The following is a 22,129-nucleotide window of genomic DNA, read 5'->3' as shown; positions in this document are numbered from 1 at the left end:
AAAGACGGACCGCAAAGCGGCCGATGGTTCGAGATTGAACCAACCGACGAATGGGAATTCGCAAGCACGCACGAGGTACGAAAACTCTACGCCGCCCCGCCTGAGAAGCAAACTTCACACCCCGAGGGGGATGCGGTGGGAGCGGCTGAGACGATTGCGGGCGCCATCACGAAACTGGACCGTCTGCGCGCGCTGACGCCGAGTGACGTTAGCGAAACCTGGGAGGAAGCATACCGGGAGTTGTCCGAAGCCCTGTATAGCGCCGAGTCGCAATTGCTCGCCGCCCCAACCGTCCCGCATTCCTTGACGGTTGCGCAGGGCGATGAGCGGGCGGCGTTTGAGGCGGACTATGCGAAAGCCTGGAACGCTGCCTACGACAACAAGACCAATCACACCGCTGCTGATGTGGCGCAGCTGCGGGACGGTGACGGGTATGGCGATGACGTGGACTATCTGAAGGGCCGCTGGGAAGGCTGGATGGCCCGCGCCGCCAAGCCGGAGCAGCAGGGCGGGGGCGATGCGGAGCGTCAGAAAGCGCTTGGCGAAGCAGTCGAGCGCGCCTGCAGGGAATTGCCGGCGGATTACGAAATTCAGATCAGGCTGGAGAACGGCTACGGCGGCGCAAAGCTGTACCAGTTCGATGGCGGCGTCAGCACTGACCTGGATGACGATGACGAGCGCGACCTCGCCCGGGAGATCAGTGAGGGCATCGCCACAGCCATCGCCCAGCGCGCCGCTGCTCAGGGGGCGAACGATGAGTGAAATGCTCTTCCTCCTGATCGCCGCGCACGCGCTCTGCGACTACCCGCTGCAGGGTGATTTCCTGGCCCGTGCCAAGGACCGCAACACCGACCTCGGTAAGTTGTTCTGGCCGCATGCCCTGTTCGCCCATTCGATGATCCACGGCGGTGCGGTGCTGCTGATTACAGGACTGCTGCCGTTGGCCATCGCAGAGGTCTGCGTCCACGCCATCACCGACTGGCTGAAATGCGAGAAGCGCATCGGGCTGAATACCGACCAAGCGGTCCATATCCTGTGCAAGGTGATCTGGGCTGCGGTCGCAACTTATGGGGTGGCGCATGGCTGAATCGACTGGCGATAAGCAACTGTTGGAGGCCGCGGCGCGGGCGGCGGGCGCCGATGAGATATATGCGCGGCTTTCCGAAATAGCCCACCGAGACAGCGCTGTTTCGATATCAGTTCGCGCGGCTGACCTACGGGCAATCTTGGCTCTGTACCAGCAGAGTCAGGCAGAAACTATCGCTTGGGAGTCCACCACTCCCGTATACATCCAATACGTCACAGACAGTCGATACCGCAAGTTCCCAGCCTATGCGAGGAAATGGTACAGGCCTTATCGGTGCGCCGCTTGTGATGGGCGCGCCGCCGCCGCCGCCCTGTGTGACCCCCACCAGAAGGGAGAGAGCGGTGGCCAATGATCTATTACCGTGCCCATTCTGCGGCGGTCCCGTAGAGATTGAGAAGACCATTGATGGGCGGCGATGGTGGGGCGTCGTATGCCGCAACACCAGGAACCTCGGCGGTTCATGCTGTGTCAGCATCACGCCATCTGCATCCGAAGAGGCGGCGGTGGCACGTTGGAACATGCGCACGCCTGCGGGGCAAACGCCGCAAGAACTTGCAGCCGCCTCAGTACGGCAACGGCGAGATGAGATTCCGTTCCCGAATATCGACGGCACCGACCTATTCCGCCGATACACGGACGGCGATGACTGGAATACCAAGCGTTGACTGAAGCAATACGACGACTGATTGAAACGACGAGAGAGGACTGGGCCATGCAGATCGAGCAACACGAACTCAAGCAATTGCTGTCCGAGGCAGCGCGCCAGGGCGCCATGCTCGCCATCGAGGGGATGGTGTGCTACCACCTGTCCGATGCCTGCGAGCGCTTGGGCATCAGCTATAACACGCTCAAGCGCCGCATCAGCGAGGGGAAGATCAAGACCGTGGACGGCCGCATCACCGGCGCTGAGCTGTTGCGCTACCTATCCCAGCAAAGCGGCGAGGCTTGAAGCGTGCGGGTTGTAATAGCGCATGGCCATCTTCGGGTCGGTCCACCCGAAGACCTTGCACAGGTCCAGCACGGTCAGCTTCTTGGAAATCATCGTCGCCGCAGTGTGGCGGGTGTCGTGCCAGGTGAAGCCCGACAGCCCGGCCCGCTCGCGGTACTTGCGAAACAGGGCGTCCAGGCTTGCGGTCTTCAAGCCAAAAACCAGGACATCATCCCATCCTTTCATCCGCTCCAGCACCTTGCGCGCCTTGGTCGACAGCGGGACATCGCGGGCGCGGCCGCTCTTGGTCATGGGCAGGTGGCAATGGTCCACGAAGACCTGATCCCAGGTCAGCCCGCATAGCTCTCCGGCACGCATGCCGGTCCTGATCGCCATCAACATGCACAGCGCCACGGCCTGGCCCGTCGTGGCCACCCTTCCCCGCCGCTGGTAGCCCATCTCTCGCAACATCTTGCGGATCTCCCACCATGCCAATACCCGCTCCCGGTGTTTCACCTGGGCGGGCTTGCGGATATCTCGGCATGGGTTGGAATCGACCCAGCGCCATTCCAGGCGCGCGGTCTGGAAGACAGATGACAGCAGGGTGATTTCGCGCAGGACGGCGGCAGGCCCCACCTTGGCCCCACGGGCGTCCCTGAAATCGGCGATATGCTGGGGGGTGACGCGGCCAATCGGCAGGGCCAGGGGCAGTTTATGCCCAGGCTGCTCGAAGGCCGCCAGGCGCACAGCCTCCCACCGGTAGCCGCGCTTGCTGGGGCTGACCTCTTCGGCATAGCGCCGAAGGGCATCTTGCAGGGTATGCTGTTCGCCAAGTGGCTTGGTGGCTTGGGCGACTATCTCCGCTTCACGGCGCGCCGCCCATTCCTTGGCTTCGCGCTGCGTGGGAAACGTCTCGCTATCGCGGATGCCCAGCTTCTTGATCTGGACGCGGTAGCCTTTATCGGTCTTCTGAATGCTCGCCATGGGGCCTTGAGCGGGGCCGCGATGGGGCCGAAGACTGCGAATATTTGATATCTGGCAGTCAACGGACTGCCGATCTTTCCCGCAAGTCGTTGATTTTGATAGTTTTGGATTCTATACGATCAACGACTTTCTAAATCTTGGTGCCGACGGCGAGACTCGAACTCGCACAGCTTTCGCCACTACCCCCTCAAGATAGCGTGTCTACCAATTTCACCACGTCGGCAGGGTAATTCTTGTTTCCAGCGATGCGGCTGCTGGAAAGTCCGAAATTCTAGCATGGTTCCGGCCATCGTGTCGGCGCGGAACCATCGGACTACTTGGCCACTTCAACCGCTTCGATCGCTGATCGACCCGGTTTACTTCGCGGGCGCGGCCGGGGTGCTCGTAGCCGGCGCCGCGGGCGTGGCAGGCGCGGCAGGCGCGCCCGGGATCGACGCATCGGGCTTGGCAGCCGGGGCGGCAGGCGTGCTGCCAGCCGGCGCCGCCGGAATCGCGTTACCGCCAGCAGGAGCGGGAGCACCCGGAACCTGCGGCACCGAACGATCGGCCGGCGCTTGATACCCACCCATCACGCCCGTATCCACCGCGGCCGGACCACCGACGCCCTTGTGCGTCACATATGCCAGACCCGCCGTGGTGGCGAAAAACACCACCGCCGCCCACTTGGTGGTGCGCGAAAGGAAGTTGGCGGCGCCCGAAGCACCGAACAGGCTACCGGCGGAACCGCTACCGAAAGACGAACCCATGTCGGCGCCCTTGCCTTGCTGCAAGAGAACCAGAACGATGATGCCCAGTGCCGACAGCAACTGAACGACCATCAAAATCGATTGAATCAAAGGCATTACTTACTCCGAAATCCGAAACGCTGCTCAAACAGCGGCTATGCGTAAAAATTCATCGGCCACCAGCGACGCGCCGCCCACCAGGGCACCGTCGATGTCGGGCATGGCGAACAACGTAGCGGCATTGGCCGCCTTGACGCTGCCGCCGTAAAGAATACGTACTTGCGGGACGCCCAGGCCTTGCAGCGCCACGCGGATGGCGCCATGGACTTCCTGCGCCTGCTCCGGCGTCGCGGTGCGACCCGTACCTATCGCCCAGACCGGCTCGTAGGCCAGCACCATCCTGGCCAGCGCGTCCGCGCCCAAGGCCAGCACCGGCGCCAGCTGGCGTTCGATGACACCCAGCGTATTGCCGCCTTCGCGCTCGTCCAGGGTTTCGCCGACGCACACCACCGGGGTCAGGCCGGCGGCCAGGGCGGCGCGTGCCTTGTCAGCCACCAACTGATCGCTCTCGCCATGCATGGCACGGCGCTCGGAATGGCCCGCCAGGGCCCAGCGGCAGCCGAAATCCTGCAACATGGCGCCCGCCACTTCGCCCGTGTAGGCGCCCTTGTCATGCACGCTGATGTCCTGCGCGCCCCAGGAAATGGGACTGCCCTTGAGCAGCACCTCGGCCTGGGCCAGATAGGGGAATGGCACGCAAACACCCATCTCGCAATGGCCGGCCACGCCCTGGCGCAAAGCCGCCAGCAAGGCAGCATTGTCGGCCAGCGTGCCGTGCATCTTCCAGTTACCCAGCACCAGGCGCGCACGCTCGGTGTCGGACGGGTGTTGGCGATCTGTCGTCGTCATATATAGGCTTCGCAAACCGTAGGTTGGATCGGAATATGGCCCGGCGGGTTCCCCGCCCCTGGCACAGGCCGCGTACGGCAGGAGACTTGAAATCTCCCGGCTCGATCCACGGCCGTCAGGCAAGACGGACCCACCGGAAAAAATCCCGGTAAACCCGCGATTGTATCCTGTTCGGCCGCTTCAGGTGGGAGAACCTGCCGTAACAGCCGCTTTTCGGGGTAACCAAGCCACATACCCCAACCCTCGGCCTTCTGCCCGAATATCCCTTTGGACGAGGCCATCTTTACGCCCAGCTGTCACGAAGCGCTGCTAAACTGGCGGCTCACTTTGGGGAGTAGCCTGCTTCCACCCCCTGGAAGCGCCCGCGTCAACATTCTTGGCCTCACGGCCATGGCGCTGGCAGCCCTTGCGGCTTGGCGAGACCATGGGTTTCCTTATGCCTCAGCCGGGCGCATTCGGGAATCTATGCGTCGCCCGGCCGAGACTCCCCGTTTCATGAATTTCGCGGCAACCATCCTGCTGGCCTTCGCCATGTCGACCGACGCTTTCGCGGCCGCCGTCGGCAAAGGCACCGCCCTGTATAAGCCCCGCTTCAGCGACGCCCTGCGCACCGGCATCATCTTCGGCGTGATCGAGGCCATTACGCCCCTCATAGGCTGGCTGATCGGCTCGGCCGCCGCCAAGTACGTCCAGGAATGGGACCACTGGCTGGCTTTCGTCATGCTGTCCGTATTGGGCTTGCTGATGATACGCAACGCCTTGCGCAGCCAGGGCGAGGAAGAAGCAAGCGAACCGCCCCGCAAGCATTCCTTCTGGAATCTGGCCCTCACCGGCTTCGCCACCAGCATCGACGCCATGGCCGTCGGCGTGAGCCTGGCTTTCATCGACAACAACATCTTCATCACCGCCTCCGTCATCGGCCTGGCCACGCTGCTGATGGTGACGATAGGCGTGATGCTGGGCCGGGTGCTGGGCAAATTCGTCGGCAGGCGGGCGGAAATGTTCGGCGGCCTGGTGTTGATCGGCGTCGGTACGTCCATCCTGTTCGAACACCTGCACGCATGATGCACAACGGCCCTCGCATGTCCAAATCCACAGGCATTGCCGCTGCGACTATCCTGGCGTGGCCCTGTAGCAAGCCATGGACGTCAGACGTGGACGCCGAACATCGGCGCAGGTAACGAGCAGCAGAATTTTGCAGGCCAGACCCCTGCGGAAGCCTTCTTCCGCAGCCCCGTCCATCAGAAAAATGTCGGAGAAATAGGCAAGCATCCGCTTCATTTAGGCACGCAATTGTCATCTGAATCAGCCTAGTATTGATCCCGACGTGGATCACGGCGCAATGCCTGTGGGCGCGTATCGCAGCCACAGCCAATACACGGCCTCCCCCCTCGTTTCACAGCCGTCCCGTCTTTCCACGAATTCCGCAATTTTCTCGCTGTCGGAGATCCCCATGACTACCTCTTACGCATTCGGCGCCACTGGCCCCAAGGCCGCGCTCGCACCTTTCAACTACGAAGTTCGCGACCTGCGTGAATTCGATGTCCAGCTGGAAGTGCTGTACTGCGGCGTCTGCCACTCGGACCTGCACCAGGCGCGCGACGAATGGCGCAACACCATTTATCCCGTCGTCCCCGGCCATGAAATCGTCGGCCGCGTGACCGCCGTCGGTTCGCAAGCCACCAAGTTCAAGCTTGGCGACATCGTCGGCGTGGGCTGCATGGTCGATTCCTGCCGCGCCTGCCCCAGCTGCAAGGAAGGCCTGGAGCAGTACTGCGAAGGCGAAACGGGCTTCGTGCCGACCTACAACGGCACCGACAAGCAGACCGGTGCAACCACCTACGGCGGCTACTCGTCGCAGATGGTGGTGGACGAGGCCTATGTGCTCAGCGTCCCCAAGAACCTGGAACTGGCCGGTGTAGCGCCCCTGCTGTGCGCGGGCATCACCACCTACTCGCCGTTGCGCACCTGGAATGCCGGCCCCGGCAAGAAAGTCGGCATCGTCGGCCTGGGTGGCCTGGGCCATATGGGCGTGAAACTGGCCGCCGCGATGGGCGCGCACGTGGTGCTGTTCACCACCTCGCCGTCCAAGATCGAGGATGGCAAGCGCCTGGGCGCCAACGAAGTCGTCATCTCCAAGAATGCCGAAGAGATGGGCGAGCATGCCAACAGCTTCGACCTCATCATCAATACGGTGGCGGCACAACACGACCTCAACCCCTTCCTGAACCTGCTGCGCCGCGACGGCACGATGGTCCTGGTGGGTGCGCCGGAGCACGATCACCCGTCTCCCCAGGTCTTCAACCTGATCTTCAAGCGTCGCCGCCTGGCCGGCTCGCTGATCGGCGGCATTGCCGAAACGCAGGAAATGCTGGACTTCTGCGGTGAGCACGGCATCACGTCCGACATCGAGCTGATCAAGATGCAGGACATCAACCATGCCTACGAGCGCATGCTCAAGAGCGATGTGAAGTACCGCTTCGTGATCGACTCGGCGACGCTGCAGCAGCAGTAAGCAGCAGCAAGCAGCAATCGCGCTTGCGCCAACGATGAAAATGGCCGGCTCACGCCGGCCATTTTTCATCGCCCCGCCGACGAGCCGGCGCGGCACCGCCACAATCCCGTCACATGGACTGGTATACGCTGCCTCATTGGAGGTAGACATGTATCAAGGTGAACGTTTGAACACGGCCACCCACTTCGTGGGACTTTGCCTGGCTGCGGCCGCCCTGGTCTGGCTGGGCCCGCGGATGTGGCTGGATGGAAAGCCGGGGTCGGCGGCCGGGTTCGCCATCTATGGGCTGTCCCTCTTGACCGTCTATGGCAGCTCCATGCTGTTTCATGGCACGCGCGGCACCAGCAAGGCCACGTGGGCCATCGTCGACCATTGCGCCATCTATCTGCTGATTGGCGGCACATACACCGCGCTGGCCCTGCTCAGCCTGGAGGGTCCCACCCTGGTGATCCTGCTCAGCGCCGTCTGGTTGCTGTGCTTGTGGGGACTCATCAACGAGGCCTGGCTGGGCCGCTCGCGGCGGCCGTCAGTGCGCCGTTATGTCTGGCTGGGCTGGGGCGCGGTCGCGGCCCTGATCCCGGTGATGCCCGAAATGAATGCCTGGAGCCTGGTGGCACTGTGGGGCGGCGCCGCCGTCTATACCGCGGGCACCCTCTTCTACCGGAACCGTCGCTCGCTCGTCCACGCCCACGGGGTCTGGCATGTCTTCGTGATCGTCGGCAGCGCCTGCCATTTCCTCAGCATCGCGGCGCAATTGCGTCAGGGCTAGCGCAAGGCCGGATCCAGGCGATCGCGGATCCAGTCGCCGACGATGGATATCGACATCGTCGTCAGGAAAATGATCGTCCCGGGAAAGATCGCGATCCACCATGCCGTGGTCAGGAAGGCCCGTCCGGCTCCCAGCATCTGCCCCAGGCTGGTCAGCGGCGGCCGTATTCCCAGGCCGAGAAAGCTCAAGGACGTTTCCAGCAGGATGACTTGCGGAAAGTTCAGCGTGAACTGCACGATCAGCACGCTGAGGATATTCGGCAGGATGTGCTTCGAATACAGCTGCCAGGGCGATGCGCCCAGGGCGGTCACCGCCACCGCATAACCCTGGTTCCTGGCGGAGATCACCACGCCCCGCGTCAAGCGCGCGAACACTTCCCAGCCGTAGAAGCCCATGATCAGGATGAACAGCATGAAGCTGCCGCCGAACACGGCGATCAGGGCCAGCGCGATCAGCAGGAAAGGCAGCGACGCCTGCACATCGGCGAGCATCATGATGGCCTCTTCGACCAGCCCGCGGAAATGCGCCGCCAGAAAGCCCAGGACAGTGCCGATCAACGCCCCGATGGCGGTGCCTCCCAACGCCACCAGGATGCTGAAGCGAATCGCATACAAGAGCCGGCTGAGGATATCCCGCCCCAGTTCGTCGGTGCCCAGCCAGTGGGCGGAAGTGCCGCCCAGGAACACCGGGGGCGCCAGACGCAAGCGCAGCGCCTGGGTGCGATAGTCGTAGGGTGCCAGGACATCGGCCAGGCAGGCCACGGCCAGCAGCAGCACGATGAAGACCACGGCCACGACGACCACCACCGGATAGTGCGAGTCCGGCCGGTCCGCCGCGGACTTTTTCCACCGACGTGGCAATACGAGCGACATGGCCCTACCCTTCCTTGCGCGCCGAGCGCATGCGTGGATCGACCAGGGTGTAGAAAAAATCCACCGCCAGATTACTCAGCACCATGGTGACCGCCGTCAGGATCAGGATGGCCTGCACCACGGCGAAATCCCGTGAGGTCACCGCACCGATAAGCAGGCGGCCGATGCCGGGCCAGCCGAACACCGTCTCGACGATGATGGACCCGGCCACCAGATCGCCCAGCTTCAGGCCGACGATGGTGATGATGGGAATGGCAGCGTTGGGCAGCGCATGCCACAGTACCCGCCGGGCTTGCGGCACCCCTTTGGCCCGCGCGGCGACCATGTACTGCCGATTGAGCACCTCCAGCATGGCCGAGCGCGTGAAGCGGGCGAACACGCCGGCGAAGTGCGTGCCCAGCGTGATGGCCGGCAGGATCAGGTGCCAGAGCGTGTCCGCGCCGGCACTGGGCAACATGCGCAAGTGCAGCGAGAACAGCAATATCAGCAGGATGCCCAGGAAGAAATTGGGCAGGCTGAACCCCAGCACCGCGAAGCTCATGACGAAGCGGTCCACCGGCCGATTGCGATGCAGCGCGGCGACGATGCCCAGCGCCAGTCCAGCCAGCAGGCCCAGCCCGAAGCCGGTCAGCCCCAAGCGCAAGGTATAGGGCAACGCTTCAGCGATCAGCTCCGTGGCCGGCTTCTGGTCGGACAGCGACAAGCCGAAATCGCCCTGCATCAGGTTTTGCAGATACGAAACGTATTGCTCCCACAGCGGGCGATCCAGGCCGAACTTCTGCCGGTACTGCTGGACGACTTCGGGCGACGCCTGATCGCCGACCAGGGCTTCGATGGGATCGCCCGAAAGATTCAAGGCCACGAACGTGAACGTGACGACGATCCACACCGTCAGGAGACCACGTACAAGCTTGCGTATCGTTGCGCGCCAGTCCATGCTGTGCCTCAGGTTGACGAAGGGGTGGCGGCAATGCCGGACGTACCCGGCGCGATCATCAGCAACGGGTCGTTCACCAGCACGCCCCGGGGCTGCAAGTCCAGAATGCGCGCCAGGCGTTCGGGCGTGGTGTCGCCTACCGCGCAGGGCGTGCCCTTGCCCCCCATGGTGACCCAGGTGGGTTTGTCGCGCAGCACGCGCGCGGCGGCTGGCTGTGCCACCTCACCCTCCCACACGCGGAACACCTGTGCGCCCGCCTGCTCGAACGCGTCGGCCTGTGCGTAATCCGGCAGGAACGCCAGCAGCTTCAGGCCGGGCTCCAGTTCACGCGCCCTGCGCATCTGTGCCACGTCACGCACGCCGATCCAGGCGCGGCCGATGGCGCCATGCGCCAGGACATCACGCACCACGGCCTCGATCAAGATCAGATCGGGCGTCTTCACGTCGATGAGGACAGGCCGGCGCGGCGCGATGCGGGTCAAGGTCACCGGCAATGGCGACAGGCGTTCGTTGCCCATCAAGGCCACGGCGTCGAGTTCGGCGGCGTCCAGATCGGCAATCGCGCGGGCCTCGCCGTTCAAGGCGATACGGGCCAGGTTGGCATCGTGACAGGCGTACACCTGCCCGTCCCGGGTCAGCCGCGCATCGGTTTCGACGACGTCCGCGCCGATGGCGATGGCGCCGTCATAGGCGGCCTGGGTGTTTTCAACATAGCGCGAGGAATATCCCCGGTGGGCGATAACGAGGGGACGATTCATCGTATTTCCTTGATTTGCTCCGCGAAATGGCAGCGCACGGCATGGATGCCGTCTATCACGCGCAGCGCCGGCGCCTCGGTAACGCAGCGGCGCAGCGCGTAGGGACAGCGGGTATGGAAGTGGCAACCACTGGGCGGATGCGCGGGGCTGGGAGGCTCGCCTTTGAGCACGACACGCCCACCGCGGCCCTGGCCGGGTGCTTTCGACACGTCAGGAATGGCGGACAGCAGCGCGCGCGTATAGGGATGCAAGGGCTGGTCGTACAACTCGTCGGTCCAGCCTTCCTCGACGATCTGGCCCAGATACATGACCGCAACGCGATGCGACAGCCGCCTGACGACACGCAGGTCGTGGGAGATGAACAGATAGGCAATGCCATAGTCCTGCTGCAGGCTCTCCAGCAAGGCAATGACAGTGGCCTGCACCGACACGTCCAGCGCCGATACCGGCTCGTCGCACACGATCAGGCTGGGCTTCAAGGCCAGCGCCCTGGCGATCACCACACGCTGGGCCTGGCCCCCACTTATCTGATGGGGATAACGATGCGCCATCTCGGCCGGCAGCGACACCGCCCGCATGAGTTCGGCAACCTCGGCATCGCGTTCGTCGGGCGCGCCGATGTCGTGCAGGTCCAGAGGCTCGCGAATCTGCCTGGCGATGGGCAGGCGCGGATCCAGCGACGATAGCGGGTTCTGGAAAATGATCTGGACTTCGGCGCGTTTCGCGCGCCATTGCGACGCCGACAGGGACGCCAGATCCTTGCCCTTGAATCGGATGGTCCCTTGCGTGGGGCGATCCAGCCCCACGATCATGCGCCCCGTGGTGGTCTTGCCGCAGCCGCTTTCGCCCACCAGGCCCAAGGTCTCGCCGATACGAAGACTGAAAGACACGCTCTCGACGGCATGGATCGCGCGGCGCTTGCCCAGCCAGGACCGCGCACCGCCAAAGTAGCGCCGCAGCCCATCGACCTCCAGCAGATCGCCGTCATAGCCGGGCTTGCTCATAGCCATGTCTCCCGTGGCCGATAGACGGGCGCGCGGATGTCCAGGCGCGGCATGGCGGCAAGCAGCTCGCGCGTGTAATCCTCGCGCGGCCTGGCGAATAGCTGTTTCGCCGGCGCGGCTTCGACCACACGACCATGCCGCATGACCACGACGTCGTCGGCCATCTCCGCCACCACACCCAGATCGTGCGTGATGAAAAGCATGGCCATGCCCAGTTGCGCTTTCAGGCGGTTGAGCAGATCCAGGATCTGCGCCTGTATGGTCACGTCCAGCGCGGTGGTGGGCTCGTCGGCGATCAGCAGTTTGGGCCCACAGGCCAGCGCCATGGCGATCATCACGCGTTGTGCCATGCCGCCGGAGAACTGGTGCACATACGAGGCCAGGCGCTGCCTGGGTTCGGGAATGCCCACCATTTCCAGCAATTCCAACGCGCGCGCGGCGCGCTGCGAGCCCGACAGGTTCGTATGCAGCGCCAGGGCTTCATGCAGCTGGCTGCCCACGGTGTGAACCGGATTGAGCGAGCCCAACGGATCCTGGAACACCATGCCGATGGTGCCGCCGCGGATACGCTGCAGCGCCTGTTCCGGCAACATTGCAAGGTCGCGTCCCTCGAACAGGATACGCCCCGCCGTCATCCGGCCATTGCGGGGAAGGATGCCCAATATGGCCTGGCAGGTGATGCTTTTGCCGCTGCCGCTCTCACCCACGATGCATAGCGTGCGGCCGGCATCGACGCTGAAGCCGACGTCGTGCAGCACGCCGGTCCATCCCGTCGCCCCGCGGAAACCTGCATGCAGGCCGTGTACGGCGAGGACGGGCTCGGCAGCGCCGTCGGCGACGACTTGAGGGACGACTTGCAAGATGGGCTTCAATCAAGGCGTCCCGAACGAGAGGTTGTCGGGGCGCAGATCCATGTAGTACTGCGAATACGGCTGCCAGACCACTTTCTTTTTCATGGCATAGCCGGTGACCGGGTTGTACAGCATGGTCATGGGCATGTCGTCCTCGAAGACATCGAGCACCTTGGTATACGTCGCCCGCCGTTGCGCCGGATCCGTGGCCGTATACAAGGTCTTGGCCAGCGTGTTGAATTGCGGGTTCGCGGTATAGAGCTTCTGCGACTTCTGCGTCTCGGAATCCGCGCCCCAGAGTATCAGCAGCGAGCCCGTCGGATCCGGAATGCGATAGGTGTTGGACCAGGCGAACATCTGCACGCCGGGCTTGCGCACGTCCTTGAAGCTGTCGACGAAATCGATGCGGACGTTGATACCGACGGCGCGCCACATTTCCTGCATGATCTGCGCTGCCTCGACGTTATAGAGGTAGTAATTCGGGATCAGGCGATAGGAGATCTCCTGGCCTTTGTAGCGGCTCTGCTGCAGGAGCTTCCTGGCCTGCTCCGGATCGTAGGCGTAGCCCACGCGGTTCTTGTCGTAGAGATTGCCGAAGCTGGGCAGCTGATAGCCATTGGGCGCATACGTCTTGCCCTTCCACAAGGCATCGATCAGCGCCTGGCGGTCGATCGCCAGGCTCAAGGCATGGCGCAATTTCTTGTCGGACAGCAGCGGATCGTTGGTGTTGAAAACCACGACGTGGCTGTTTTCCAAAGGCACGGTCTTCAGTGCCACGTCCTTGTAGGCTGCCAGCGCCTGCCATTGGTCCGGCGGAATTTCGGCGGCGATGTCGTAGTCGCCCGCCACCAGGCCGGCCACGCGAGCCGCCACTTCGGGGACCGATTTGAAGACAACCTTCTTCGCTGCCGGCTTGCCTTCGTAATAGGCATCGAAGGCTTCCAGCGTGACGTGGTCGTTCTTTTGATAGCCGGCGAACTTGTAGGGGCCGGTGCCCACCGGGTTCCAGCGCAAGGCCTTGGCCGCGTCGTCCATCCAGACCTTGGCGGCGACACCGTCCTTCTTGTATTTGTTCCAGGCCTCGTCGCAGATGACGAAGGACATATAGCTGGACAGGCGCTGCTCCAGCGAGGCGTCGTGTTCAGCGGTGGTGAAACGCACGGTGGTGTCGTCGACCTTTTCGACTTTACGCAGGGTGCCGAAATAGGCCGGACCTTCGGCGTAATAGGCGTCCGGGCCCCACAGGCGCTCCGGCGAGAACGTCGCCAGGACATCGTCAGCATTGAACGGGCTGCCATCGTGGCAGGTCACGCCCGTGCGCAGCTTCACATCGAACGTGGTGGGCGTGGTCCAGGACCAGCTGGTCGCCAGGCCGGGAACCAGCTTCGCACCGCCATCGGCATCCGGATGATTGAAATCGCGGCGGATCAGCGTGTCGAAAATCGAATAGTAGATGCGGACGTCGACGTTGCCGTTACCGGCGGCGGGGTCCAGCGTGCGCGCAAGTTCATTTACCGCGACGGTCAGATTGGGGCGCGTATCGCTCGCGGCCTGGGCCTGCCCCATGGGCAGGATCAACGCCGACAGACACGAGAGAACGCCGCGTACGGCGTGCCGTTTCAGATTCAACATGCCAATTCCTCCGCCTGCGCGGTCAGTGATATCGAAAGGTGTTCTGTAGCTTGGTACTTCTTTGTTCTTGTATTCAGGGCTGGGACCGGTCGCCACGCTTCTTTTGCGGCACGCCGGCATTCTCGAACGACAGGCGCAGGTCTTCCAGCTGGGCCAAGGCATCCATGGAACGGCCTCGATCCACTCTGGAAAGCTCCAGCACCAGCGTGTTGCAGATCGCCATCGGCACCGTCAGGGAGTGGAACTCGCCTGGCTCGCCGCGTCTGGCGGTGATGGAGATCTTGGCCGCGGGCGCCACGCTGCGGTCGGTGAGCAGCACGGTGCCGGCGCCGCGTTCGGCGGCCAGCGTCAGGGCGCGCACCACGCCGGGGCTGTCGTGGCGAAAGATCATGCCGAACACCAGGTCTTTCTGTGTCAGGCCGATCAGTTCGTCGGCGGCTTGCCAGTCGGCGTGCGCCAGGCCGGTGGCGGCGTAGCCGGAACGCTTCAAGCGCCGCGCGAATAGCTCGGCCAGGCTGCCAGCGTGGCTTTCACCGATGACGATGATTTTGTTTGCGCGACGCAAGGCGTTGGTCGCTGCCGTGATCTGTTCCTGGCTGACCTGCGCCATCAGGCGGCTGAGCGCCAGCATTTCTCCAGCGACCACGGATTCCAGCAGGGAGCGCCCCGCTGCACTATCGACACGCTTGCGCACGCGCGCCGCCGCATCCTGCTCGAATTCCAGCGCCTCGCGCATGGCGCTATAGGTTTCGAAGCCCAGCTTGCGCGCCAGGCGGCTGGCCGTGGATGGGTGCACGCCTGCACGCGCTGCAACTTTCTGTGCAGGCATGAGGCTGCCGATGGTGGGGTCTGTCAGCAGAACGTTGACCAACCGTATGTCGGACGGCGTCAGTGTGTCGTTCTTTTCCGCGACCAGGTCTTCGAAACGCATTCCAGAGGACTTTATAAGAAATTCTTGTGAGCAGTCAGGTGAAGCTATGCTGAATCGTATGCAAACTATATTGCAGGATCTTTACCATTGCAATTTTTATTGCAGCGACGATTACGGATGCGGCGGGACGGATGCCGAGCCACGGAGGCGGGGTGGTCAGGCCCCGTTTCGACTCGCCAATATTACGGATAGCGCCCTGCCGCGCGCCGACGTACTATTTACCGCGGCCCGGTTTCGCTTCAGCACCCGGCGCCGAATTCCGTAACGACGGAGCCATGCCATGGCACGATTACTCTCGGTAAACGTCGGCCTGCCGCGCGACATCGACTGGAAGGGCCGCACGGTACACACAGGCATCTGGAAGTACCCGGTCATAGGCCGCTGCCGCGTCGGGCGCCTGAACCTGGCGGGGGACGGCCAGGGCGACCTCGGCGGGCATGGCGGCGAGCAGCGCGCGGTCTTTGTGTACCAGGTCGAAGCCTATCGCCACTGGGAAGCCGAACTCCACCGTAACGATTTCGTCCACGGCCAGTTCGGTGAGAACTTCACGGTAACTGGCCTGCCGGACACCGAAGTCTGCATCGGCGACCGCTATCGGATCGGCAGCGCCCTGTTTGAAGTCACCCAGCCGCGCGTGACCTGTTATCGCGTCGGTATTCGCACCAACGAACCAAGGATGCCGGCGCTACTGGTGGCAGCCGGACTGCCGGGGTTCTACCTGCGCGTCCTGAGCGAAGGCGATGTGGGTGCCGGCGACGAAATCGTCAAGGTCGGCGCCGCCGCCGAACGCATGACCGTCGCGCAAACCGACGCCCTGTTGTATTCATCCCGCCACCCGCGCGAACAGTTGGAGCGGGCGCTGCGCATCGAGGCGCTTTCGAAGGGTTGGCGCGGATCGTTCGACGCGCTGCTGCGGCGTCCCATGGCCAGCGGCAATGCGGGCCTGGCGCCGGCGGCCGCCCGTCAGGCCGCTGCGCCAGGCTTCCAGCGGCTCTCGGTGACCGCAGTGGAATCCGTTTCCGACGATGTCATCGCCCTGTCGCTGCAAAGTGCGGATGGACAGGCGCTGACGCCGGCGCTCCCCGGCCAGTATCTGGTCCTGCGCTTGCAGGTGGCTGCCGGCGAACCGCCGGTCCTGCGCAGCTATTCGGTCTGCGGCCGGACGGATTCGCCTGGTTACCGGATAGGCGTGAAGGTCGAGCCTGACGGCAGGGCCGGCAGATATGTCCGTGATCACGTGAAGGTCGGTGACGTCCTCGATGTCAGCGCGCCGCGTGGCGGTTTCACGCTGCAAGGCGGGGAAGGCCCCGTGTTGCTCATGAGCGCCGGCATCGGCGTGACGCCGGTACTGGCGATGCTGAATGCGCTGGCCATGGCGCACACGGCGCGCCGGGTCTCGTGGATACACGTGGCGCGCGACGGCCGGCATCACCCATTCGCGGCGGAGGCACGGCGCCTGGTGGACTCGCTGGCGCAGGGATGCGGCCATGTGCGCTACACCCGGCCGTCCCCGAGCGATGTGGCCGGCCGGGATTTCGATGGCTCAGGCCGCCTGTCGCTGACGGCGCTGCGCGAGCTTCCCATCGCTGCGGACTCGGAGGCCTATGTGTGCGGTCCGATCGCTTTCATGGCGGACATGAAGCAGGCGCTGGCGTCACTGGGTGTAGCGTCAGAGCGGCTATATACCGAAACCTTCAACGGCGGCGCGTCGCTGACGCCCGGCATCGCCGCTACCGCAACGCGGCCCCCGCATGCCCCCGAACATGAAGATTGCGCCGGGCCGCGAATATCGTTCGCCCGCAGCGGTGTCAGCGCGCATTGGAATGGCGCGGCCTATCGAAGTATTCTGGAACTGGCCGAAGCCTGCGATGTGCCCGCGCGCTGGTCCTGCCGCAGCGGCGTCTGCCATAACTGCGAGAGCGGCCTGATCTCCGGTTCTGTCGCGTACGAGCCGGATCCGCTGGATCTTCCGGCAACGGGCAATGTATTGATCTGCTGTGCAATGCCGCGCGATGACTTGGTCGTCGATCTATGACGGACGGCCGCCACGGCACGCGATGACCTGTTTATCCGCCCTTGAATAGCGCGCCGCCCTGGCGCGCGCCCGAGATGGAGCCCACGATGATCTATCGCCGTGATTTTCTTGCAGCCGCCGCGCTGGCTGCCATCTTGTCAGCCGTTGTGCTGCCGCCCGTCCACGCACAGGCGGCCACGCCATCGAACCAGGCCAGGCCGCAAGTCGGCATCATAGGTGCCGGCACGGTGGGCGGGACGCTGGGCGCCATGCTCGTGCAGGCAGGGTATCCGGTGATGTTCTCGTCCCGGCACCCTGAAGAACTGCGGGAGATGGTGCAAAAGCTGGGCAAGCTGGCAAGTGCCGGCACGCCCGGTGAAGCGGCCAGGTGGGGGCAGATCGTCTTGGTGGCCGTGCCGTATGGCGCGCTACCTCAATTGGGACAGGATCTGCGTGCTGAACTGCGCGGCAAGGTGGTCATCGACGCTACCAATCCATTCTCCGGACGCGACGGCGCCCCGGCGCGGCGCGCCGAACAGGAGGGGGTGGGCAAGGTTTCGGCGGAACTGCTGCCTGGGACACGTCTGGTCAGGGCTTTCAATACGATGAGCACGCGCACGATCGCCAGCGCCGCACACCGGCCGGGCGATCCGCTGGCCATTCCCATCGCGGGCGACGATGCCGACGCACTTGCCGTCACGTCGCAACTGATACGCGATATCGGTCTGGAACCGGTCGTGACAGGCGGTTTGGAGACGGCGAGGACTTTTCAGCCGGGGGCCCCCGGCTGGCAGGCTATCGGCAATGCCGCGGATCTGCGCAAGCGCTTGAATTTACCGGCAAGGTAAATGGCCGAGGGGCTTGGCGGAAGGAGTGGGATTCGAACCCACGGATGGTTTCCCATCGCCGGTTTTCAAGACCGGTGCAATCGACCACTCTGCCATCCTTCCCGCAACTTCTCCACAAGGCTGCCGCGCTCATCATGCTACGCTGCTTGCAGGGCGGCCATTGTATCGGATTTCAGGGGCCGCCGTGCCGCGCGCCACCCGGCCGGAATCCGCAAAACGGCCCCTGGCACCGTGCCGCGCGCCTGCGCCGCCACGGGTGCAAACAGGCGGTACAATCCCGCTTCGCTCAAAACAGCGCCCGCACCTGTTCCCCATTCGGCGGAGCTTTTGCCACACCGCCCGGGTGGTGAAATTGGTAGACACAGGAGACTTAAAATCTCCCGCCGCAAGGCGTACCGGTTCGATTCCGGTCCCGGGCACCACGTATCGGCACGGCTTGGCGGCGATAGTGACCGTTAACGAAACCCGAGGCGTTCCGCATCCGTTCAGCAACGCGTTCCGCATTTCCCCATGCCCCACCAGTCCCACGGTAATCCCCCCGTAAAAGCGATGTTGTGGATTCAGACGGTCAGTGCAACACCCCATTTTTAGTATTGCTACCAACATGGTCGTTTACTTCTGCGATCCGGGCAGCCCCTGGCAGCGAGGCACCAACGAAAATACGAACGGCCTGCGACGCCAGTTTGCGACGTGCCGAAAAATCGGACTGATCCGACGGCAAAATGGCACTTTGCCAGGGATCCAATTCCGACGGGGGCGGCACCTATGTGCATCGCCAACCAGGAGGAGGAACAGCATGTCCCGCATCAGAATGAGAGACCCCGTCAGTCGGTATGAGTTGAACAGCAAGCTTGCCGCACAGGATGCGCGCCTGGATTCCGCGATGCACCAGATGTTGAGCATCGTGACCCGCATGGATCAGACTTGCAAGGACATGCGCGCTGAAAACATGAAGATGCGCGATGAGCTACGCGCCGAAGTGCAAGAGATTCGTGCCGATGGCAAAGACACCAGGAAAACCGTGATCGTCACGGGCATCGCGGTCGTCCTTGGCGTCGCGGCCTTCAATTCATCCGTGTGCTCCAGTCTCGTGGCAGGATTCCAGGCAGCGCTAGCCGCACAGCAATCACTTCAGCCGCCACTGCATATGCCGGCGCCCCCTTCGTCCCTGCCCCCCGGCCCCATCATCGCCGCCCCGGTGCATTAAGGAGGAACAGCATGCCGCGCATACGAATGAGTGACCCGGTCAGTCGGTACGAACTGAATAGCAAGCTAGCCGTGCAGGATGCTCGGCTGGACGCCGCGATGCACCAGATGCTGGGTATCGTGACTCGCATGGAGCAGACTTGCATCGACATTCGCGCCGACAACAAAGCGATGGAGGCAAGATTCGACGCCAGATTCCTCTCCATAGACGCGAAATTCGATCGCATGGACGCAAAGTTCGATTCCATCGACTCAAAATTCGATTCCATCGAAAAGAAGTTTTCCTCCTTGAAGACGACCATGATCGTCACAGGCATCGGGACGGCCCTCACGGTCGTCTTCGGCGTCGGGTCATTCAACGCAACGTTGACGTCCAACATGCTCGCAGCATTCCAGGTGGCTGCATCGAACCAGCAGCACACACGGACGTCCATGGCCGAACCGCAGGCCGTGCGACCTCCACTGGCATCCCCCCAACCCGCTCCGCCCACCGACACGGAGAAAATCCCCCCGCCCGAAGCCCCCAGGTAAAATCCGCCATTCCCTCTGCCTGACTGCCGCCCCGACGGCCCGCTTCCGCTCTTGCCCTACACCCTCATCCCCATCGCAGGCCGCGCCATATCCGTGGGCGGCCCTCCCCTGTTGGTCCTCGATGCCTGCGTATTGATGTCTTCGGTACTGCGCCCGCTATTGCTGCGCCTGGCCGACCAGCAGGCCTATCGGCCGGTGTGGAGCGCGCGTATCGGCCAGGAATGGGTGCGCAACGCGGCGCGCATCTGGGAGTGCGACCCGGCGCTGGTCGAAGGCGACTGGCAAGCCATGCAGGCCCGCTTTCCGGACGCCGATGCTGGCGAATTCAGCGCCTACGAAGCCGGTCTGCGCTACAGCGACCCCAAGGACAGGCACGTGATCGCCGCCGGCCTGGCATGGCGTGCGCGCTGCGGCGAGCAGATCACGCCCGCGGCCAGCGTGCTGACCTGGAATCTGAAGGACTTCAATCGGTCCGAACTGCGGCGCCTGGGCATGGATGTCTATGACCCCGATCGTCTGCTGTCTTTCTGGTGGAGCCAGGATCCCGCGCCGCTACGCGACGCCCTGGCCCACACCATGGAGCAACTGGTCGAAGCTGGCCGCCAGCCCGAACCCCTTGCGGTGACCTTGAATCGCGAACGTCTGCATCGCCTGCGCAGCCTGATGCTGGCCGCGCAGGCGGCCTGAAAGGACGTCTCCTCAGGCGTGCTGTCGCGCCGGACAGCGACGCAGCCAGACCGCATCAGGCACCGCAGCGGCCCGTTTCGAACAGCGGGGATTCATCACGCCCAGCGCCCGCGCCAATTCATCCTGGCCACGCTTGCGATAAACGACATCCACCCGCACGGCATTGTGCTGGGTATCGCTCTGCGCCTGCGGCGCAAGCACATGGCGCTGGGCGCGGCCTTGCAGTTCCGGCCGCACGCCAGCCAGGATCAGGTACTGATGCACGTAGTCTTCATTACGCCGCGCCAATTTTCGATTGTGATCGAGATCGGCCGGATTGCCGCCGGTAAACACCGTCCCGCGTAGATTGATTTCCTGGATGACGTAGCAGTCTTCCGGCAACTGGTGCCTTAATCGCGCCAGCGCGCGGTCCAGCTGACCCTGCGTGTCGGCATGCTGCGCGACGGTCACGTCGAAGCTTTGGTGGCGGGCCGGCTCGGCGGAGTGGGAATGGATGGGATATGTCATGACGGTGCTGCCTCCTTGCCAAGATAAAGATCATGCGAACACGAATCGCATGTGGCGGGTGAGTTGGCAGCCGGCGTAGACCGGTTCCCTCGATGTATTCAGTCCCGATCCGTCATCTCATGAACTCCCAGGCAGTCAGCAACGTGGCGACCGTCCCTGCATCATCGCGGCCAGAGACATCAATGATCATGATTGCTGGCCGCGAAGCCGGCCGCATTCAATCGGTCGATGACCTCGGTGATATGTTCGGGCCCGCGCGTCTGCAGCACGAAATCGACCTCCACATTGCGCACCGGCAAGGACGTGAAGGCGCGCTGGTGATGCACCTCGGTGATGTTGGCTTGCGCATCGGCGATAAGCGAGGTGGCCTGCGCCAGCGCGCCCGGGAGGTCGCGCATGTCGACGCGGATGCGGGCCAGGCGGCCCGCGCGCACCATGCCGCGTTCGATCAGCTCGCCCAGCATCAAGGGATCGATATTGCCCCCCGTCAACACCAGGCCAATGCGCTTGTCCATGAAACGCGTATCGCCTTTGCCATGCGCGTGCAGCAAAGCGGCCAGGCCAGCCGCGCCCGCGCCTTCCACCACGGTCTTTTCGATTTCCAGCAGCACCACGATGGCGTGCTCGATATCGGCCTCGCTCACCAGCTGGATATCGTCGACCAGGCGCGCGACGATCTCGCGGGTGATGCGCCCCGGCGACTTCACGGCGATCCCCTCGGCGATGGTGTACGGTCCATGCGGCAATTCCTTGCCGGCCAGCGTCGCATACATGGAGGGAAAGCGCTCGGTCTGCACGCCGATCACCTGCAGGTTCGGCTGCAAGGCCTTGGCCGCCGTGGCGATGCCACCGATCAGCCCGCCCCCGCCGATCGGCACGACCAGCATATCCAGGTCCGGGCGCACTTCCAGCATTTCCAAGGCGACCGTGCCCTGCCCGGCGATCACCGCCGCGTCGTCATACGGATGGATCATCACCAGGCCGCGCTTGGCCGCCAGCTCATAGCCATGCGCTTGCGCATCGTCGAAGGTATCGCCCGCCAGCACCACCTCGGCGCCGTAGCGGCGAGTATTGGCCACCTTCACGGTCGGCGTGAAGCGCGGCATCACGATCACCGCCGGCACGCCCATGCGCTGGGCGTGATAGGCCACGCCTTGGGCATGGTTGCCTGCCGACACGGCGATCACGCCACAAGCACGCTCGTCGTCGGTCAGCAGGCGCATGCGATTGAACGCGCCGCGCTCCTTGAAAGACGCGGTGAACTGCAGATTCTCGAATTTCAGCCAGATTTCCGCGCCCAGCATGTCGGACAGCGTGCGCGAATGGGTGAAGGGCGTGTTCAGCACCTGCCCCTGGAGGTTTTGCCGCGCGGCCTGGATATCGGAAAGATCGATCACGATGGCGTCCTGACGAAGAAACGACGGCCTGCCCGGA

The 22,129-nt window shown here is 63.7% G+C and carries 23 protein-coding genes, 3 tRNA genes and 1 riboswitch; of the genes, 12 read left to right on the top strand and 14 right to left on the bottom strand.

Translation table 11 applies throughout. The features are described 5' to 3' along the window. The 3 genes from CEY05_RS31300 to CEY05_RS24325 form a co-directional block, all read left to right on the top strand. A partial coding sequence (locus CEY05_RS31300; protein ID WP_158219414.1) for a hypothetical protein occupies window positions 1–762 on the top strand: 762 nt, incomplete at its 5' end. Continuing rightward, entirely contained in the window at window positions 755–1,087 is a 333-nt protein-coding gene (locus tag CEY05_RS24335; protein WP_088599818.1) for a DUF3307 domain-containing protein, read from the top strand. The genes CEY05_RS31300 and CEY05_RS24335, both read left to right, overlap by 8 nt. 712 nt (window positions 1,088–1,799) lie before the next feature. Further along, entirely contained in the window at window positions 1,800–2,036 is a 237-nt protein-coding gene (locus tag CEY05_RS24325; RefSeq protein WP_088599816.1) for a helix-turn-helix domain-containing protein, read from the top strand. On the opposite strand, the gene CEY05_RS24320 is transcribed toward CEY05_RS24325, so the two are convergent. The 4 genes from CEY05_RS24320 to tpiA all read right to left on the bottom strand — a co-directional run bounded on the left by CEY05_RS24320 (window position 2,010) and on the right by tpiA (window position 4,633). Beyond that, window positions 2,010–2,999, bottom strand: a complete 990-nt coding sequence (locus CEY05_RS24320) for a site-specific integrase (protein WP_088599815.1) — start codon at window positions 2,997–2,999, stop codon at window positions 2,010–2,012. The genes CEY05_RS24325 and CEY05_RS24320 overlap by 27 nt on opposite strands. Before the next feature lie 138 nt (window positions 3,000–3,137). Then, a tRNA-Leu gene (locus CEY05_RS24315) sits at window positions 3,138–3,222 on the bottom strand. A gap of 133 nt (window positions 3,223–3,355) precedes the next feature. Continuing rightward, entirely contained in the window at window positions 3,356–3,841 is a 486-nt protein-coding gene (gene secG / locus CEY05_RS24310; RefSeq protein WP_088599814.1) for a preprotein translocase subunit SecG, read from the bottom strand. A gap of 27 nt (window positions 3,842–3,868) precedes the next feature. Then, window positions 3,869–4,633, bottom strand: coding sequence for a triose-phosphate isomerase (tpiA, locus tag CEY05_RS24305; RefSeq protein WP_088599813.1), 765 nt, complete (start codon window positions 4,631–4,633; stop codon window positions 3,869–3,871). Between the two features lie 322 nt (window positions 4,634–4,955). Then, a riboswitch (yybP-ykoY riboswitch) is annotated at window positions 4,956–5,117 on the top strand. Window positions 5,118–5,128: 11 nt separating this feature from the next. Between tpiA and mntP the strand changes: the two genes are divergently transcribed. The 3 genes from mntP (at window position 5,129) to CEY05_RS24290 (ending at window position 7,917) form a co-directional block, all read left to right on the top strand. Further along, window positions 5,129–5,698, top strand: a complete 570-nt coding sequence (gene mntP, locus CEY05_RS24300) for a manganese efflux pump MntP (RefSeq protein ID WP_088599812.1) — start codon at window positions 5,129–5,131, stop codon at window positions 5,696–5,698. 388 nt (window positions 5,699–6,086) lie between these two features. Continuing rightward, a complete protein-coding gene (locus CEY05_RS24295) occupies window positions 6,087–7,148 on the top strand; it encodes an NAD(P)-dependent alcohol dehydrogenase (RefSeq protein ID WP_088599811.1) in 1,062 nt (353 codons plus the stop codon). Between the two features lie 148 nt (window positions 7,149–7,296). After that, window positions 7,297–7,917 carry a hemolysin III family protein gene (locus CEY05_RS24290; RefSeq protein WP_158219412.1) on the top strand — a complete coding sequence of 207 codons (621 nt, stop codon included), beginning with the start codon at window positions 7,297–7,299 and terminating at the stop codon, window positions 7,915–7,917. Here CEY05_RS24290 and CEY05_RS24285 read toward each other — a convergent pair. The 7 genes from CEY05_RS24285 to CEY05_RS24255 all read right to left on the bottom strand — a co-directional run bounded on the left by CEY05_RS24285 (window position 7,914) and on the right by CEY05_RS24255 (window position 14,902). Further along, complete coding sequence (locus CEY05_RS24285) at window positions 7,914–8,789, bottom strand: ABC transporter permease (RefSeq protein ID WP_088599809.1); 876 nt, start codon at window positions 8,787–8,789, stop codon at window positions 7,914–7,916. The genes CEY05_RS24290 and CEY05_RS24285 overlap by 4 nt on opposite strands. A 4-nt stretch (window positions 8,790–8,793) precedes the next feature. Then, window positions 8,794–9,726 carry an ABC transporter permease gene (locus CEY05_RS24280; RefSeq protein WP_088599808.1) on the bottom strand — a complete coding sequence of 311 codons (933 nt, stop codon included), beginning with the start codon at window positions 9,724–9,726 and terminating at the stop codon, window positions 8,794–8,796. An 8-nt stretch (window positions 9,727–9,734) separates the two neighbouring features. Then, entirely contained in the window at window positions 9,735–10,484 is a 750-nt protein-coding gene (locus CEY05_RS24275) for a glycerophosphodiester phosphodiesterase family protein (RefSeq protein ID WP_088599807.1), read from the bottom strand. Continuing rightward, window positions 10,481–11,488 (bottom strand): ABC transporter ATP-binding protein, encoded by a 1,008-nt coding sequence (locus tag CEY05_RS24270; protein ID WP_198952889.1) that lies wholly within the window; start codon window positions 11,486–11,488, stop codon window positions 10,481–10,483. The genes CEY05_RS24275 and CEY05_RS24270 overlap by 4 nt, the downstream gene beginning before the upstream one ends. After that, a complete protein-coding gene (locus CEY05_RS24265) occupies window positions 11,485–12,348 on the bottom strand; it encodes an ABC transporter ATP-binding protein (protein WP_198952888.1) in 864 nt (287 codons plus the stop codon). The genes CEY05_RS24270 and CEY05_RS24265 overlap by 4 nt, the downstream gene beginning before the upstream one ends. Before the next feature lie 12 nt (window positions 12,349–12,360). Then, window positions 12,361–13,971, bottom strand: coding sequence for an ABC transporter substrate-binding protein (locus CEY05_RS24260; protein WP_158219411.1), 1,611 nt, complete (start codon window positions 13,969–13,971; stop codon window positions 12,361–12,363). Between the two features lie 73 nt (window positions 13,972–14,044). Next, a complete protein-coding gene (locus tag CEY05_RS24255; RefSeq protein WP_088599804.1) occupies window positions 14,045–14,902 on the bottom strand; it encodes a MurR/RpiR family transcriptional regulator in 858 nt (285 codons plus the stop codon). Between the two features lie 280 nt (window positions 14,903–15,182). On the opposite strand from CEY05_RS24255, the gene CEY05_RS24250 reads away from it, so the two are divergent. Together CEY05_RS24250 and CEY05_RS24245 are read left to right on the top strand one after the other, a co-directional pair. Beyond that, window positions 15,183–16,937: an MOSC and FAD-binding oxidoreductase domain-containing protein gene (locus CEY05_RS24250; RefSeq protein ID WP_088599803.1), complete on the top strand. Its 1,755-nt coding sequence runs from the start codon at window positions 15,183–15,185 to the stop codon at window positions 16,935–16,937. An 86-nt stretch (window positions 16,938–17,023) separates the two neighbouring features. Continuing rightward, complete coding sequence (locus tag CEY05_RS24245; protein ID WP_088599802.1) at window positions 17,024–17,764, top strand: NADPH-dependent F420 reductase; 741 nt, start codon at window positions 17,024–17,026, stop codon at window positions 17,762–17,764. Window positions 17,765–17,778: 14 nt separating this feature from the next. On the opposite strand, the gene CEY05_RS24240 is transcribed toward CEY05_RS24245, so the two are convergent. Continuing rightward, window positions 17,779–17,866: transfer RNA gene (locus CEY05_RS24240), tRNA-Ser, on the bottom strand. A gap of 235 nt (window positions 17,867–18,101) precedes the next feature. Here CEY05_RS24240 and CEY05_RS24235 point away from each other — a divergent pair. The 4 genes from CEY05_RS24235 to CEY05_RS24220 all read left to right on the top strand — a co-directional run bounded on the left by CEY05_RS24235 (window position 18,102) and on the right by CEY05_RS24220 (window position 20,188). Then, window positions 18,102–18,186, top strand: a tRNA-Leu gene (locus tag CEY05_RS24235). A 374-nt stretch (window positions 18,187–18,560) separates the two neighbouring features. Continuing rightward, window positions 18,561–18,971: a hypothetical protein gene (locus tag CEY05_RS31510; protein ID WP_198952896.1), complete on the top strand. Its 411-nt coding sequence runs from the start codon at window positions 18,561–18,563 to the stop codon at window positions 18,969–18,971. Between the two features lie 11 nt (window positions 18,972–18,982). After that, entirely contained in the window at window positions 18,983–19,501 is a 519-nt protein-coding gene (locus CEY05_RS24225; RefSeq protein ID WP_143220625.1) for a hypothetical protein, read from the top strand. Window positions 19,502–19,552: 51 nt separating this feature from the next. Then, on the top strand, window positions 19,553–20,188 hold the full coding sequence (locus tag CEY05_RS24220) for a PIN domain-containing protein (RefSeq protein WP_255407785.1): 636 nt from the start codon (window positions 19,553–19,555) through the stop codon (window positions 20,186–20,188). A 12-nt stretch (window positions 20,189–20,200) separates the two neighbouring features. Here CEY05_RS24220 and CEY05_RS24215 read toward each other — a convergent pair whose 3' ends face one another. After that, complete coding sequence (locus CEY05_RS24215; protein ID WP_088599799.1) at window positions 20,201–20,695, bottom strand: hypothetical protein; 495 nt, start codon at window positions 20,693–20,695, stop codon at window positions 20,201–20,203. 179 nt (window positions 20,696–20,874) lie between these two features. Then, the gene (locus CEY05_RS24210; protein ID WP_088599798.1) at window positions 20,875–22,092 is read right to left on the bottom strand and encodes a threonine ammonia-lyase; all 1,218 of its coding nucleotides are present in this window, start codon (window positions 22,090–22,092) and stop codon (window positions 20,875–20,877) included. Between the last annotated feature and the right edge of the window lie 37 nt (window positions 22,093–22,129).

Source organism: Achromobacter sp. HZ34 (assembly GCF_002209485.1).
In the GTDB taxonomy this organism is placed as follows: domain Bacteria; phylum Pseudomonadota; class Gammaproteobacteria; order Burkholderiales; family Burkholderiaceae_B; genus Bordetella_C.
This window is presented reverse-complemented; position numbering and strand designations above follow the sequence as displayed.